Source organism: Bifidobacterium goeldii (genome assembly GCF_003951095.1).
GTDB classification, from domain to species: Bacteria; Actinomycetota; Actinomycetes; order Actinomycetales; family Bifidobacteriaceae; genus Bifidobacterium; species Bifidobacterium goeldii.
Genome location: NZ_QXGL01000006.1, coordinates 95,678 through 110,657, shown reverse-complemented (window position 1 = coordinate 110,657; position 14,980 = coordinate 95,678). Strand labels below are relative to the sequence as shown.

Below are 14,980 nucleotides of genomic sequence, written 5' to 3'. Positions count from 1 at the left end.
AATTCCGCCGTTTCTAGTCTGTCTGTATGTTTGGCCCGGCGTGGTGCGCCGATTGCGCCGCACTTGTCCGCATACTGGTCGGATTCGGGTCAAACCACCGCCCACCATGGTATCGGAAGGGCTGGAATGCCGGCGATTGTGTGGGTTGTGTTGAGATGTGCGCCGACTGTGTCTGTGTTGAGGTGAGTAGTTGAGGTACGTATCTCAGTGAGTTTCGCGTAACATTCGCCATTACCATGAGATTGTTTGATATACAACAATCATGGTGCTGATCAGAAAGGCGAATGCATGAACGTGAGCGATGCACGGAGCACACGGAGCACACAGAATGCACAGAGCACACAGAACACACAGAACGCGCGGGCTGCGCGAGCAGGGGAGTCGGTGGAATCTGCGAAACGCCCGGCTGGTGCGAAGCTCGTCATCGCGGTGGTGGCGCTCGCAATTCTCACGTTCCTTGGCATCTTGTCGGAAACATCGCTCAATATTGCGTATTCCACGCTTATGCGCGAATTTGCAGTCTCCGCGTCAGTAGTGCAATGGCTTACTACGGGCTATTTGCTGTTGCTGTCAGTAGCGATTCCTGTTTCGCCGTTTATGGTGCGCCGTTTTGCTACGAAAGCGCTGTTTGTGGTGGCGGTGGCAATTTTTACTCTCGGCACGCTGATTGGCGCGTTTGCCGTCAACTTCCCGATGCTGCTTGCCGCGAGGCTTGTGATGGCGCTCGGTACTGGCATTTCGCTGCCGCTGATCACCAATATTATTCTGGAAAAAGCGCCTCTTGAGCGCCGCGGTACGATGCTCGGCATTGTGAGCCTCGTTACGTGTGCAGCGCCGGCTATTGGCCCGGTGTTTGGTGGACTGGTGATGGAGTGGCTTAACTGGCATTGGATTTTCTACACGATGCTGCCGTTCCTGGTGATCTCGTTGGTGTTGGGTATGGCGACTGTGCCGGAGATTCGGCATGCTGGCGGCTCGAAAGGCGCGGGTGCGTAGAATGCCACGATTAGCGTGCCGTCGCTGCTGCTCGTTGCCGCAGGTCTTTCAGGACTGATTGTTGCTGTGAGCTTCTTCGTTGCGTGGAATGGTGACTGGCGATTCTGGGCGCTGCTGGCGGCGAGCATTGCAGTGTTGGCTGTGTTTGTAGTCGCTCAACTGCGCATGACTCATCCGCTGATTGAAGTGCGCGTGTTCGCATACCCTGGATTTTCGCTGGGCATGATGATTTTGCTCATGGCTTCCGGTGGCGTACTGGGATTGAATTTCATGCTGCCGATTCTGTTGCAGCGCGGCTATGGGTTTGGCTCGCTGGTAGCGGCGCTGATTTTGCTGCCGGGCGCAGTGGTTGGCGCGATTTCTGCGCCGATGATTGGCGGTGCGTTGAAGAATCATTTCCCGCCGAAGTTTATTGTGACTGGTTTTGTGATTGTAACGGTGATGGACGTGGTGTTTATTGCCACGTCTGGCAACGTGTGGGCGGTTGCGCTCGCATATGCGGCGTTTATGGCGTTCTCTGGTTTTGTGCTGGTGCCAGATCAAACGCATTCGTTGAACCAGTTGCCGGCGCGATTAAACGCCGATGGTTCAGCGGTGATGAACACGGTGCAACAGTTGGCCGGTGCGATTGGTACGGCTGTGGCGAGTGCGCTTTTGTCTGAGTTTGCTGCTGCAGCGGCTGATGGGGGTGCGAGTGATGCGGAATCGTATTTGCTGGGATTTGCGCACAGCATGTGGGTGCTGACGGGCGTGGCTATTGCTGGCATTGTGCTCGCCGCCCTGATGTTCCACTTCTCCACCCGCCGCCCGCCCGAACTTGAGCAAGTATGAGGCGGCATAGCAAGGCAAGGAGTAGGTGAGGGCACAGTGCAGCATGTAAAACTACGGTTTTCGCATGTTCTGCGGATTTCTATGCCGTTGATTTCGTATAAGCGTGATGTTTCACGCGAATGTTTCACGGATGGAATCGGTGTTTTCGTCTGCGGAAACATCGTATGCGTTGGATGATGATGGCGTTCCGCCGCGTAGTAAGTACGCTTCTGCAAAATCAAGTGCTGTGTAAGGTGTAGTCGTCATCGCAAGCCCCCATGTGTGATGTGCGGCGCCAATCCCTGCGCGCCAAAATACCGTTCAGATCATGGAAACACAGCGCGCCTCGCGACACAAGAGCCGCCCTATATGAAAAACCTATGACGTGCCTGTAGGTGCGCTGATGATGCATTGTTAGGTATTGCTAACATCGGATGTAATGTTAGCAATACCTAACAATTTCTCATACAATATGTTGCGATTACCTAACATCGTGTACAATGTTAGAAAAAACTAACACGGGGGATAGGGGTAGTTTGTGGCACGCATGTCCAGTGATATTCAGTCTGTTCGGCAGCTAGCCGTCGGATTGCGTGATGCTCGCATTGCGGCAGGGCTCACTCAGGCTGAACTTGCCGATCAAACTGGATTGAGCCGCCCATGGATCAATCAATTCGAACAAGGTAAAAACACTAATGCCAGCGTAGGCAGGATACTTAAGCTGTGCCGCGTGCTGAACGTGTCCTGCACGATTTCCTATAACGTTCCTAGCAGTGCAGAAAGCCGGGATGATATGGCAACTGTTGGTGAAACGGATGCCGATGCACGTGGAAGTGAGCGTGACGAAGATCAATCCGCGCAATCTAAATCCAATGCGTTTGGGAGTGGCTATGTTTCCTTATTTTCTAAGTCGAATCAGCGCTCCTTTCAGCAAGCAATAGAACGTGCGACTCAATTATGGAATCTGCAAGATAGTCTTGGGCAATCTGTGCTGAACCCTTCCAGTGAGGCGATGCAGTCGTATCTCAAGTCTGTGGAGTCGTTACTCCAGCGGATGAGCCATTCTTCGGATGACTCGAAGAATGAGCCTGGAAGCATTTTCGATGCTCTACGAAGCAATGATGACAGTCAAGATGAGGAGACAGCTAATGGCGAAGACCAAAACGCTTAAAGTCTTGCTTGAGGGAATTCCAATTGGCGTCCTTCAGGAGGATCCCTCCGGTAAGCACACGTTCACTTATTACCAGGAAAGTCCAAGTGACGCGAGGCTTTCACTGTCAATGCCTCGTCGCGTCGAAGCTTGGACGGGCGAACCGGTCGAAGCTTATATTGACGGCATTTTGCCAGATGATCCATCGATACGGCAGCGCATTGCGAGGAAATATAGTGTCAATGCTCGCAATCCATTCGCGCTGCTTACTGCTGTGGGACTGGATTGCGGAGGTGGTGTGCAGTTTGTCGATGCGCAGAAGGATATAAATACTGCGTTGGGAGAGCAGATTACGCCAATCACTGAAGAACAAATCGGTGAGCGGCTCATGAGCATCACTGGTAGTCAGCAAGCTTCGTGGCAGAACGAAGGTGAACACTGGTCGCTTAATGGCGCGCAAGATAAAATAGCGCTGCGTTTTACCAATGGTCAGTGGTACGAGGCTGAAGGTGCGGCGGCAACTACGCATATCATCAAGCCGGGAATACGCGGACTGCATGAGCAAGCGTTTAATGAGTATCTTTGCCTAAAAACAGCGGAACAGCTTGGTATACCTGTGGCGATGACTGAGTACCGAATATTTGGTACTGTGCCTGCGATAGTGAGCGAGCGATGGGATCGTATTGTTAATGACGATGTCATACCGGCTGCTGTACGACGTGTGCATCAGGAGGATCTCTGCCAGGCGATGGGGGTAATGACTGCTAAGAAATACCAATCCGATGGAGGGCCAAGCGCAGTGAATATCGTGCAGTTTTTGCGTGATAATGATTTTCCTGAGGATGACGTGCGACTGTTTTTTACGGCGCTGGTTTTTAATTTCTTCATCGCGGGGTCGGATGCTCATGCAAAGAACTATGCAATTCTCGAGCCTGTTGGGCAAAGTGCACATCTTGCTCCGTTGTACGATATTGCCTCTCTTTTTCCTTATACAACGAATCGCAAAGATCGCAAGCTTGCTATGAGCATCGGCGGAGAATACTCATGGGAACGCATTGAGCTGAGACATTGGAAAAAACTGGCCGCGCAGCTTGGTGGCCAATCTGACCAAGTGATATTGGAAGAGCTACTCGTCGAGTTTGCGTTGCGCTCGATATTTGTTTTTGCGCGAGTTGCAGAAGAAACTCTTGCATGGGTTCATAGGCTGCCTGGAATTACTGACGAGGATTTTGAGAACAAGCGTCGAGTAGTCAGTTCGATTAGCAACGGTCTTGCTCAACAGAGCGACCGAGTGCTGAGTTGGGCGGGTTGAAACCTGCTGGCTGTGTGTTGAACGATACTATCTAGATTTTAAGCCGCCTAACTATTTCTGATATGTTCTGTTATGGGTAGTTAGCAGCCTTCTTGGTGTGCTGTAAAAAAGCAAATATATATTAGTCCTGACAAACTTATTGCACTTGATGTAATAAATTTTCCTCATCGAATGTAATTTTATTGTCTCGAATATAATAAAAATTCCCATAAGATTGATGTCTGCTGCTCGCTTGATTGGGAGTTTGGTTAAACTTTTGAAGTTTTTGTGATTCGCGACGATCTTGCTTAAGTACTGCAGTGTTTGCAAAAGATGCATAGACGGTTTTTACAAGGCTGATATGCATTGATATGTGATGATATATAGATTTCAATGATTATGTGATTAGGTGTGTGTTGTAATCGTTGCTCGGTGGTAGAAAAACTGCTATTCTAATCAAGTTCAAGCCGCCACTGCCTCCTATTTATAGTGCACACTAGGGCGGCTCTCCTATTGGGTCGTAGGCCTAAAATCTGCTGCTTGTGTGGGCTATTTATCAACAACAATGGTCGGTCGTCTACTGGAAATGGTTTCTGTGCATAACAGTGCCGAGCAATGGCTGATTTACCATGCGATGACGCCTTCGACGAAAAAGACCATGAAAGAACTTGGAGCAACAAGGAGGAAATCATGAACCGCGAGGAAATTAATAAGATGTTCGGGGTGACTGACGAGCAGCTCGATCGTATGGCTGCTGAGTACGAATCTGGCGACTGGGAGGGAGTTGTAGGCCCCATCGTCCCTGGGGGCGGTAGGAGTTGCTGATGCTCATCTACGTGTGTGCACTACGTCACCTCTAACGAATGGCGACGCCAAGGCCAAGCGCAATGGAGAAACTCGAAGTCAATTTCTGCGTCAAGCCGTCGACGATGCGCTACTTGCCAATGCGTAAATTAAAGTGCATCACACTTGCTCTGTCCTTCTGTTATAAAACACGTTCAACGAGTGTGTTCAAGTCGACGTTTCGATTTAAGGGTGGCGCCGTTTTTCTTGGACTGCGATCCAAACTTGTCGTGGCGAAGTATGGCAAGTAGCAGCAGCATATTCTCAAGCCTTTGGGCAAAAGCAATAGCCTGCTCTTCAGTGGGAATGGTTTCTTTATTCACTGGCCTTCTAGAAAGTCAAGATCCTCAAGGTCGTAAAGTGCGATACGTTCTTCGAGAGATAACCCGATGAGGTCGCGCTTTCGCATAAGATCTTCACGCGTTCCGTACTGACGTACGATGTCATTCCTGCGGTTTTGAATATCTTGGCTGTTGAGCATGACTGGTTTGCCTATTTTATGAGCCTTTGGAGCAACCATTACTGTAGCCATGTCAACCTCCTTGGATGTTGTTAAATCGCGAACGTCTATCTATTGATTGAGTAGCTCAGCGAGGCAAAGCTCTTTGTCTTTGAAATTATGAATGCGTTGATATTCGAGAATTGCATTGCATAATTCATCTGGGTTGGAAGACCAGTAGTCTTTGATGAATTCGTAGCGTTTTATGTCCGACATGCCAAGTTTTTCCTTGCAGAACCGGCTCGGTGTCATGTTTGACTTTTGCCAATGCTTATAAGCTTGTTCTCGTAGAATTACGAGAATTTCAATTTCTGGTCGTGTTAGCAAAGTCTTTACGATAGCTCGTCGTTCGTATCCTTTTCGGAGATTGAACCGCTCATTCTGGGAATCGATAATACGAATGATGAGTAATGGTCTTCCACCGTAATCAAAGTTCAGAAAAGTGTCAGTAATGGCAGCACCACTGCGCTTGGTTGTGTATAAGGTTCCTGCCTCTGGATCCTCTTCGATGCGATCCAGAGGCACACCTATCTTGCCTGACTCGATGAGTGTTTCAATAATTGCTTTCTCTGCACTGCCTTCGCATACAAAGAGGACATGGCTACCGTCATCGTGCATTCACGATCTCCTTCGTGAAATCTCGTAGTTGACGAACCATTTTTGCAGATGGCGCTGTTCCTTGGATTTCATTAGCAAAGAAGGCAACACTTTTCTTTACGTCCGCGCGCGAGAGATTGTCTGCTAAATGAACTAGAGAAAAACCACTACTGCGGCGTACAGCAAACCATATGTTGTCCTTTCTGGTGAAGTGATCTAATAACTCTGGGTAGTGGGTGGTGAACACTAGCACGGCTCCGCGTGGGTTGGTTGCTGATGAAGCGAACAGATCCATTATTGTGAACACGAGCTGTTTGTTGATACTGTTCTCAATTTCGTCAACAAGCAGGTACCCTCCTGTACTGAGAACGGTCAGAGCCTGAGAGAGGATGAAACTTCCTCGAAGCGTACCGGCGGATACCGTGTTAATCAGTGACATTGGATTCATCTCATAATCGGAATCCTCGCCTTTAAACTTTAGATGTAGACGTTCTCCTTCGGCAAAGATGCTTTCAATGCTTGGGTCAAACAGGCTAAATACTTGAGGAACAGGATTGAGTACAAAAGAGGGAAGTAATGGCGTTAGATTTGCCATGACGTTTGAGGCAGATCCTTTAACCAAAGCCCCACTAATTGAACGATCGTTCGGTAGATAATCCAGTACTTCGCGCGTTAGTTCACCATTTTGCCCTGGTACTCCAATTCCACGCGTGGTCAATGTTTTCCATTTTAGATCGGTAAACGCCTTGGAAAGCATTGCCTTGCTCATTCGTCGTGGAAAAATAGCTAGTGTTTCACGAACAAAAGAAAAACCTCCTGTTGAATGAGGGTCATGCTTCAGCTCGGACGTTAGTCGATAGATGTGGTGCTCGTGTTCAAAGATGATATCTGTGTTTAGTGAGTCTTTCACCATGCCGATGAGCGGCATCAGATCGTTGGCAATTGAGCCTATTTGTTTCCCGTTAGCGATGCATAGCACTAGGTCGAGAGCGCGAAGAGCTGTTGTTTTGCCCGAAGCGTTGATGCCAGCGATCCCGATGGTAGTCAGGATGCGTACGGGCGAGCCATTTCCCAGAGCTTCATATGTGAATGATGTGCTACGCACGTTGTCAGAAGCGTATAAATCCATGCTTAACGTTTCTGACTCATGTAGTTTCAAGCCGTGCATTTGGAATCTCAGCACTCTCATCGTGTACTCCTTTACACGTTTTTCTTGCATAAACATGCTATCTTAATCGGATTGCGTAAGCAAACTGTTGAGCAAATGGTTCGATATTGGCGTAAGCGTTAGTCGCATTGCTAAAGCGTTGAACTAGCAGCAGCCTGTTATAGCTCTCGTGAAGACCTTGTGTATCGCTGTTTAGCGAGCGGACGCATAACACCCCCTATACCTAGGGTATAGCTATACTGACGTAAGTCCACACAAAACTGGCTGAGGCTTACTCGCGAGCGGGTTGGTTGCGGCCATTCGAAGATGAGCTAGATACAGCTATGAGAGAGAAGATCAAGAGCGCGGGGCAGAACTCTGCAAAAACCGTTTGCGTTGCCGTGGCTGCTCATAAGCCATATAAGATGCCTGCAGATCCAATGTATATGCCGATGCATGTGGGAAAGGCATTGCATCCGGATGTTGATCTGGGAGATGATTTTACGCCGGATAACACTGGTAATAATATCTCGGACCTTAATGCATATTATTCAGAGCTAACTGCAATCTACTGGCTGTGGAAAAACTGCGATGCTGATTATAAGGGGCTAGTGCACTATCGGCGTCATTTTGCTACGCGGAATGTATGGAAACGTCTGACCGCTAGGGATAGGTTTGCTCGAATTGCTAGAAGCCAGGATGTGCTTCCGATTCTTGCCGGGGATGATAGTCATAAGGCTGTTGACATTATCGTTCCGAAAAAGCGCCATTATTATATTGAGACGATTTACTCGCATTACAGTCACACGTTTGATGCCCATCATTTTGATGAGACACGTAACATTCTGCAGGAGATGCATCCAGAAGCAGTTCCTGCTTTTGACAGACTTATGCAGTCACGCAGCGCGCATATTTTTAACATGTTTATTATGAGTCGAGAACGATTCGATGAGTATTGCGCATGGATGTTCCCGATCATTGAAGAACTGACGAGGCGGATTCCTCCAGAATCATACGATGCATTTGGCGCACGCTATCCAGGTCGTGTAAGTGAACGGTTACTTGATGTATGGCTTGAAACGACTAAATACCGTTATGCTGAACTACCAGTTACTAGTCCGGAACCAGTAAATTGGTGGAAAAAGGGAACGGGCTTTTTAAAGGCAAAATTTGTCGGGAAGAAATATAACAAGAGTTTCTAATATACGAACAGTATCCGAGTTTGAGCGAATGCAGACAAAAAGTGAATTGAAGCACATTATTAAATGGCTGCTTCAGAGGCGATACTGAAAGTTTTTAGATACAAGAGGATTGATATGGATCCACTAATTAGTGTAATAGTTCCAGTTTATAATTCTGAAAAGAAAATTACACGTTGCATATCGAGCATACGTAAGCAAAACTATGATAATTTGGAAATTATTATAGTTGATGATGGATCTAATGATAAAACACCAGGCATATGCGACGATATTGCGTCTGTCGATTCAAGGGTAAAAGTTATACATCAGAATAATCAGGGACCATCTGCAGCTAGAAATAAAGGGCTTGATACGGCTGTAGGAGAATATATTAGTTTCGTTGATTCTGATGATTATGTTCTCCCCGATATGATTAGTAGGATGTACCACAATCTGATTGAGAACGATTGTGATTTATCTATAGTTTCCTATTATAGAGAAGATGAAAACGGTAAAAGATATTGTAATTCAAAAAAGAATGTAAAAATAAAAATAAATACTGAGGAAGCTTTTAAATACATAAATCTTCCTGGTTATTTTTATATTGTAGTGTGGGATAAGCTTGCTAAAGCGAAGCTTTATGATGGCCTAAGGTTTCCCGTTAACAGTAAAAACGGAGAAGATGCTCCTGTTACGTATGAATTGCTGCAGAGAGCAACTTCAATAGTATATGACTCAACTCCAGAGTATTGTTATTGTGCTACGGAAAAAGGTTTGTCAAGTGGTATCACTGGAGATTTGTCGTTAACTACAGAACGAATGTTGTCCATCGTTCGCGAGAAATATCCGAACGCGGAAAAATATGCTGTATATGGACATTTAAGTGAATGCATTGGAATGTATAACAAAATTGTCCTACAGAACAAAAGGACAGAGTGGAAAGCGTATGAAAAAAAGATAAGAAAGGAATTGCATAAACTTCTTCCCAAAATTAAGAAAGAAGATTTTCTAGACCGTAAACAATTTCTTCAATGGAAGTTATTAGAATTATGTCCGTCGATTTACGGTTTGCTTTATCGAGAATATAAGAAGAGTCATCCGGAAATCATGAGACATTAAGGTTACAGAAAATGAATACAGCTTTTCTTCTTCTCTCCACCTGTGCAATCGCATTTTTGGGTTATTTTCTTACGGGTAGATCTATTGCTTCACCCTCTGTCCTGTTTATTGTGCCATTTGTTTTTGCAATTATAGATGGTCTCTTTTATTATAAAGAGTGGCTATTCAATATTCATATTGAAACAATGAGTATTGTACTAATTTGCATGGTAGTATTTGTATTATCGTCTTGTGTAGTGCATGGGTTCTCTAATTTCTTTACTCGACGAAAAGTAATAAATATTGAGTCAAATTTTATAAAGAATGAAGCGGCTGAACGCAAATTATATATATCGATGATTGTGTTTCAGTTTGTTTCGCTTATTATCTGTTTTGTTGCGGAACGTAATATCGTTTCTTCGTATGGTTATGGTGGATCAATTAGTGATGTTATTGGCGGCTATAACGATTTGTTGAAGTTCTCTGACTCAGATGTCGCTTTGACTGGCATTCCTGCATTATTGCAGGGCCTAATGATCGGTGTGTCATATATATCCGCATATTTTTTTGCCAGAGATTTTTTGTATCGGAAAGATCGAAATAAGAATCTTGCAGTAGCTTTCTTTGTTGTATCAATTTTATGTCTTGTTGTTAACGGCAGTAGAACGGGTGCGTTTGGTCTATGCCTAGCTGCATTTGTTATGTATTTAATTCGAAAAAAGAAAGATAATAGTTTTTCTGGTCTTTTGAATCTAAATATTAAATACATTATTTATCCTTTAGCTGGTATTTTACTCGTTGTTGTATTGTTTTACCTATCTCTTGCTTGGCTGGGAAGAGATAAAGAATCTGATTTTCTTTATTACATTTCGGTTTATCTAGGTGCACCGTTAAGAAATTTTGATTTGACTTTTTATGATGGAATTCCAAGAAGTCAATATTTTGGACAATTTTCATTTAAGTATCTGTATTTAACCATTGTACGTTTTGGCCTTGCTCCTCAAGATGCTTTGGTGGGTGCTTATCCGTTTAATAGTTTTCATGGATATTGGCTTGGAAATGTTTATACGATATTTTATTCTTTGATTGCAGATTTCGGTACTGCTGGTTGTATTTTGGCCGTTGTTTTAATGGCAATAATTTCACAGATATTATATGAGATTACTGTCAGGACAATTAATGATAGTTTACTGATATCCGTTGTTTATGGTTATCTTTCTTTTCATTTATTTATGTCTTTCTTCTCGTGCAATTTCTATCAGAATTTAACCTCGATGAGTTTTGTTAAGTTCTTAATTCCAGTCATTCTTATCTCGTATTTGTATCGTTCGAGTTTTAAGAGAATTTGAGTTAATTCCATTATGAAATCTCGTGTAACACATTCTATTAAGTTCAATGTATTGATGAACATGATTTTGACTAGTTCATCTTTACTATTTCCATTGATCTCTGTACCGTATGTTTCTCGTGTTCTATCAACATCCGGTATGGGGTATGTGGCTTTCGCACAGTCTTTTTCATCGTATTTTTGTCTTATTGCTATGCTGGGTATGACATATTACGGTGTTAGAGCTTGCTCTGCAGTACGAGATGATCCTGCCGCTTTATCGAAAACTGTTAAAGAACTACTAATTTTACTCTTTATATCTTCTTCAATAGTTACAGTTTTTTATATTATATTTTTAATATTTGTGCCGCAGCTTAGGAATCAAAGCGAATTATTTGTAATTTTTGGTTTTACTATTTGGCTTGGTTCGTTTGGTGCAGAGTGGTTTTATCAGGCCTTGGAACAATATGACTATATTACTGTTCGAAGTGTTTGCTTTAAAATTCTTTCTCTTATACTTATGTTTCTGCTTATCCATTCAAAAGGTGATTATGTCATTTATGGATGCATAATAGTTTTTGCTGGTTACGGCTCAAACATCCTAAATTTACTCAGGCTTTTTAAATTAGTTGACTTTAAACAAAAGCAGAAGCTAGATGTTGTAAGACATTTAAAACCTATGTTTTGGTTTATGGTTGCAGCTGTATCGTCGGGCATGTATATACAAGTCGATTTGGTTATGCTTGGATTCATCGGTTCTAACTATATGGTCGGAATCTACCAGCTTGTATCAAAAATTAAATCAGTGTTAGTCACTGCAATGAATTCGGTTGGGAATGTTATGCTTCCTCGTTTGTCCTATTATCAAGCAAACAATCGAGGCAATGATGCAGATCAGCTGATTGCGAAAAACTTTAACTTCGTTATCGTATGTGGATTATACATAATCGCTATCTTGATATTGTGTGCGGATCCTATTGTTGCAATATTGGGTGGGAATGATTTTGCATTTTCCGCAGTACCTTTAAGATTTGTTGGTCCTTCTATTCTTTTCTCTGCAATGAATATTGTCTTAGCAAATCATATGATTTCAAATTCTATGGAAAAGAGTTGGGCTACTGTAAATGTCCTCGGCTTGGCCTCTGCGGTTATATTTAATGGCCTACTAATACCTTTCTTTGGAGTTATTGGTGCAGCAATTAGTATTAGCCTTTGCGAAGCAAATATGTTTTTAATGCGATCATTTGTTTGTCGCCATTTCCTTGCAAAGATTAAAACCCTTGTTGATCCTTTTAAAGTTCTGTTTTCTTTTGTCGCGTCCCTCGTGCTTTCAATTCTATTTGTGAGTTTTATGAGGATTTCGAATATACTTTTATCTTTATTTGTACCCTTTTTTGTTTTCTCTATCGCGTATGCAATTCTTTTACTTCTATTTAGAGAGAGACTCGTCTTAGAACTTTCAAAACAGTTTTTTCACCGATTCAAATAAATAGCGTAATGCATTATTGCATGGTGTAGATTTCATCATTTGCTGGCGGTGTTGTTTTAAGAAAAACAACACCGCATTATTTTGTCTTGTATTGTAGGATTATTTTTTCCCAATACTCCATCTGAAGTATCTATTTATAAAATAATTCTCTATTGTAAGCATTGCTAATGCCAATAAGGTTGCCATTATTCCTATTAATAATTGAATAATGTAGAGAGATGCAGTCACGTTTATACCTAGTATATGGAATAGCATAATTTTTACAATATTAAGTGTGATAGCATTAAGCGAATAATAAACTAGACTATTTTGTCCTATGTACTCTAGATAAGAGCAATGTTGTATGACAATCGATAGACATGTAAATCCTAGTGCTCCGCATAATGCTGCGATGATTAAAAGAAACATATAGACAACATTATTTGATATAATATCATTTTTTCGAAATGAAAATAGATTTTCTATTATTATAATCATTAAAATATTAGGTATTGCTAATAATGTAGCCGTTCGTCTTTTTATATGAAGCAGTCTATTTCGTATTGAAAGTCCTATGAGCATGAATCCGGCGATTTGTATTCCCTTTAAAATTTGGAAAGGCATTTGGGCTATCGGCAGAAATATTTTTAATGTATATGTTCCGATAATCAGAAGTAGGCCGCTAAGAATTCGTGTTAGGGGAGTTCGTATGATTTTCGTTAGACCGTACATGATGAGTTCGGCAACAAAAAAGGCCATAAGGAACCATAGGCCGTTTCCCATGATGAGGACATCATAGAATTGATGCCCAATGTTATAGTTGTGTTCGGTTTGGAATGATTCTCGTAGATTGGGAATAAATAATATCGCGAAAGGTTTTGCTAAGAAGTATAGAGAGAAAATATAGTAGGGAATAAGCAATGTGCGGATTTTGCGAATAAGAAATGCCTTAAATCCGCCTCTAGTACTAAAGGTTAAACCCCCGAGTAGGAAGAATAAGGGCATGTGAAACAGATAAATGGCATTGATCGTGGAATCAAGAGCAGGAAGCCATACACTTGATCCGTCACCATTCCTTAAATGGCCAAAACTGACCAGTATTATTCCTAGTGCTTTTCCTAAATCAATCCATTCAATTCTATGCCTCGGGGGGGGTGCTTACTTTAAGCCGGGCATGGCATGATGATTTGTTTATTGCCGAATAAACAAAGTTTTTCATTATAGATTTACTTCTTCCATATCAATAGAGATTGCCTCTCGATAACCTAGGATACCAGGAACGATACTATCGTTTTCATCGTTATCTACGTATCAAACTAAAAAACTGTTATTTAACAATAGAAATTCTATAACGTAGGCATACGACTAAACGTATATTCATATTTCATTGTCATCTTAAGGGTATGAGGAGAATAATTCTTACGCAAAAGTGATGAAAGCGGAGTAAAGATCATTTGGTGCAGCAATTCCTAATGTGCAAACTGCATTGGTCACAGGTTAAGAAGAATTAGCCACCCCTAAACGTAAAATACTAGAATGGATTTAATGAAGACAGATGGAAGAATCAACGTTTCAGTAGTTGTACCGGTCTATCATCCTGTCCCTGATCTTTTTGATGCGTGTCTTTCTAGCATCGATCAGCAAATGAAAGATATGAACGGTGTTGAATGCATCATCGTGTGCGACGGGGAAATCGATAGCAATCTTCAGAAAATCATTGACAGTCATTCCTCTGTTAGTTACAAACAGTATGTAATTGTGCATTCTGGTGTTTCCTCTGCAAGAAATAAGGGTATTCAAGAGTCTAGAGGCGATTGGATTTTATTTGTTGATGCTGATGATATACTTCCCGATCAATCGGTAAAATATTTGTTCGAATATGCGGTTGAAAATCATTGCGAAATTGTTCAAGGCAAGTATGAGAAGCGAATGCAGCAAGGTAGCGAGTTTGTTTGTTACTCTTCTCGGTCTAATATTTATTACGGTAATTCTTTAGCAGAGTACAGAAGAGACATTCTTATGCCAGATAAGGGTGTCAGCCCAGTCTGGGGCAAAATTTTTTATAAGAAAACGATTATTGAAAATAATATAAGCTTTGAGGAAGGTATTTCACTAGGAGAAGATACCCTTTTTGTTTTTGATGTTGCTTTGAAAGCGGAGAGAATCGGCTATATAGATCAATCAGTATATACGTATGTGAGAAACACTCGATCGGCTGTTTCGACCTTTAGACAAACGTATGTTTCAGAGATTGAGAAATCAATGATAACGATGGGGGAAAGAACTGATAATGCATATCGCTCTGCTTATCAGGAATATGTTCTTTTTCATCTGTTGCTAGTTCAACAGCACTATATCTTTAACCAGAAATCAGGATGGGATAAAGCTAAACGAAAAGATAGTTATAAGAGGATTGTTTCTTTACCAATTTTTTGCGAGGCTTTAAAAAATAAATATATAAATAACTTTTCTTTACCCAAAAGAATTGCTCTATATGCTTTGAAATATAGAGTCTATAGGGTCAGTGCTTTGATCTCATATATTAGAAGTAATCAAATTCATTAAGGAATATG

16 protein-coding genes are annotated in these 14,980 nt (G+C 42.5%); 10 read left to right on the top strand and 6 right to left on the bottom strand.

Features of this window, described 5'->3' with window-relative positions:
- The first annotated feature begins 384 nt into the window (after positions 1-384).
- The gene (locus tag D2E25_RS10610) at positions 385-996 is read left to right on the top strand and encodes an MFS transporter (RefSeq protein ID WP_241217119.1); all 612 of its coding nucleotides are present in this window, start codon (positions 385-387) and stop codon (positions 994-996) included.
- Positions 997-1,011: 15 nt separating this feature from the next.
- The gene (locus D2E25_RS10605) at positions 1,012-1,827 is read left to right on the top strand and encodes an MFS transporter (RefSeq protein ID WP_206430764.1); all 816 of its coding nucleotides are present in this window, start codon (positions 1,012-1,014) and stop codon (positions 1,825-1,827) included.
- A 111-nt stretch (positions 1,828-1,938) separates the two neighbouring features.
- On the opposite strand, the gene D2E25_RS10815 is transcribed toward D2E25_RS10605, so the two are convergent.
- Positions 1,939-2,073 carry a hypothetical protein gene (locus D2E25_RS10815; RefSeq protein WP_277599954.1) on the bottom strand — a complete coding sequence of 45 codons (135 nt, stop codon included), beginning with the start codon at positions 2,071-2,073 and terminating at the stop codon, positions 1,939-1,941.
- Between the two features lie 280 nt (positions 2,074-2,353).
- Between D2E25_RS10815 and D2E25_RS08875 the strand changes: the two genes are divergently transcribed.
- The 3 genes from D2E25_RS08875 (at position 2,354) to D2E25_RS10600 (ending at position 5,072) form a co-directional block, all read left to right on the top strand.
- A complete protein-coding gene (locus D2E25_RS08875; protein WP_241217122.1) occupies positions 2,354-2,977 on the top strand; it encodes a helix-turn-helix transcriptional regulator in 624 nt (207 codons plus the stop codon).
- Positions 2,955-4,268, top strand: coding sequence for a type II toxin-antitoxin system HipA family toxin (locus D2E25_RS08870; protein WP_125981948.1), 1,314 nt, complete (start codon positions 2,955-2,957; stop codon positions 4,266-4,268). Before D2E25_RS08875 ends, D2E25_RS08870 begins: the two co-directional genes overlap by 23 nt.
- Positions 4,269-4,862: 594 nt before the next feature.
- A complete protein-coding gene (locus D2E25_RS10600; protein WP_206430763.1) occupies positions 4,863-5,072 on the top strand; it encodes a hypothetical protein in 210 nt (69 codons plus the stop codon).
- 173 nt (positions 5,073-5,245) lie between these two features.
- Here D2E25_RS10600 and D2E25_RS10505 read toward each other — a convergent pair whose 3' ends face one another.
- From D2E25_RS10505 to D2E25_RS08850, 4 genes are read right to left on the bottom strand one after another with little or no spacing between them, the layout of a single operon-like run.
- On the bottom strand, positions 5,246-5,413 hold the full coding sequence (locus D2E25_RS10505; RefSeq protein WP_164514787.1) for a hypothetical protein: 168 nt from the start codon (positions 5,411-5,413) through the stop codon (positions 5,246-5,248).
- Positions 5,410-5,622: a hypothetical protein gene (locus tag D2E25_RS08860; RefSeq protein WP_125981946.1), complete on the bottom strand. Its 213-nt coding sequence runs from the start codon at positions 5,620-5,622 to the stop codon at positions 5,410-5,412. Before D2E25_RS08860 ends, D2E25_RS10505 begins: the two co-directional genes overlap by 4 nt.
- A 39-nt stretch (positions 5,623-5,661) precedes the next feature.
- Complete coding sequence (locus D2E25_RS08855; protein WP_125981944.1) at positions 5,662-6,207, bottom strand: hypothetical protein; 546 nt, start codon at positions 6,205-6,207, stop codon at positions 5,662-5,664.
- Positions 6,197-7,375 carry an AAA family ATPase gene (locus D2E25_RS08850; protein ID WP_164514786.1) on the bottom strand — a complete coding sequence of 393 codons (1,179 nt, stop codon included), beginning with the start codon at positions 7,373-7,375 and terminating at the stop codon, positions 6,197-6,199. Before D2E25_RS08850 ends, D2E25_RS08855 begins: the two co-directional genes overlap by 11 nt.
- Positions 7,376-7,677: 302 nt before the next feature.
- On the opposite strand from D2E25_RS08850, the gene D2E25_RS08845 reads away from it, so the two are divergent.
- From D2E25_RS08845 to D2E25_RS08830, 4 genes are all read left to right on the top strand, one after another.
- Positions 7,678-8,535 (top strand): DUF4422 domain-containing protein, encoded by an 858-nt coding sequence (locus D2E25_RS08845; protein ID WP_125981939.1) that lies wholly within the window; start codon positions 7,678-7,680, stop codon positions 8,533-8,535.
- A 63-nt stretch (positions 8,536-8,598) separates the two neighbouring features.
- Positions 8,599-9,633 (top strand): glycosyltransferase family 2 protein, encoded by a 1,035-nt coding sequence (locus tag D2E25_RS08840; protein WP_241217118.1) that lies wholly within the window; start codon positions 8,599-8,601, stop codon positions 9,631-9,633.
- Positions 9,634-9,644: 11 nt separating this feature from the next.
- Positions 9,645-10,961: an O-antigen polymerase gene (locus D2E25_RS08835; protein WP_125981937.1), complete on the top strand. Its 1,317-nt coding sequence runs from the start codon at positions 9,645-9,647 to the stop codon at positions 10,959-10,961.
- A 12-nt stretch (positions 10,962-10,973) separates the two neighbouring features.
- Positions 10,974-12,428 carry a flippase gene (locus tag D2E25_RS08830; RefSeq protein ID WP_338142120.1) on the top strand — a complete coding sequence of 485 codons (1,455 nt, stop codon included), beginning with the start codon at positions 10,974-10,976 and terminating at the stop codon, positions 12,426-12,428.
- A 99-nt stretch (positions 12,429-12,527) separates the two neighbouring features.
- Here the strand turns inward: D2E25_RS08830 and D2E25_RS10920 are convergent, their stop codons facing one another.
- Positions 12,528-13,535, bottom strand: coding sequence for an acyltransferase family protein (locus D2E25_RS10920; RefSeq protein WP_420897346.1), 1,008 nt, complete (start codon positions 13,533-13,535; stop codon positions 12,528-12,530).
- A 408-nt stretch (positions 13,536-13,943) separates the two neighbouring features.
- Between D2E25_RS10920 and D2E25_RS08820 the strand changes: the two genes are divergently transcribed.
- The gene (locus D2E25_RS08820; RefSeq protein ID WP_125981935.1) at positions 13,944-14,972 is read left to right on the top strand and encodes a glycosyltransferase; all 1,029 of its coding nucleotides are present in this window, start codon (positions 13,944-13,946) and stop codon (positions 14,970-14,972) included.
- Positions 14,973-14,980 lie beyond the last annotated feature (8 nt).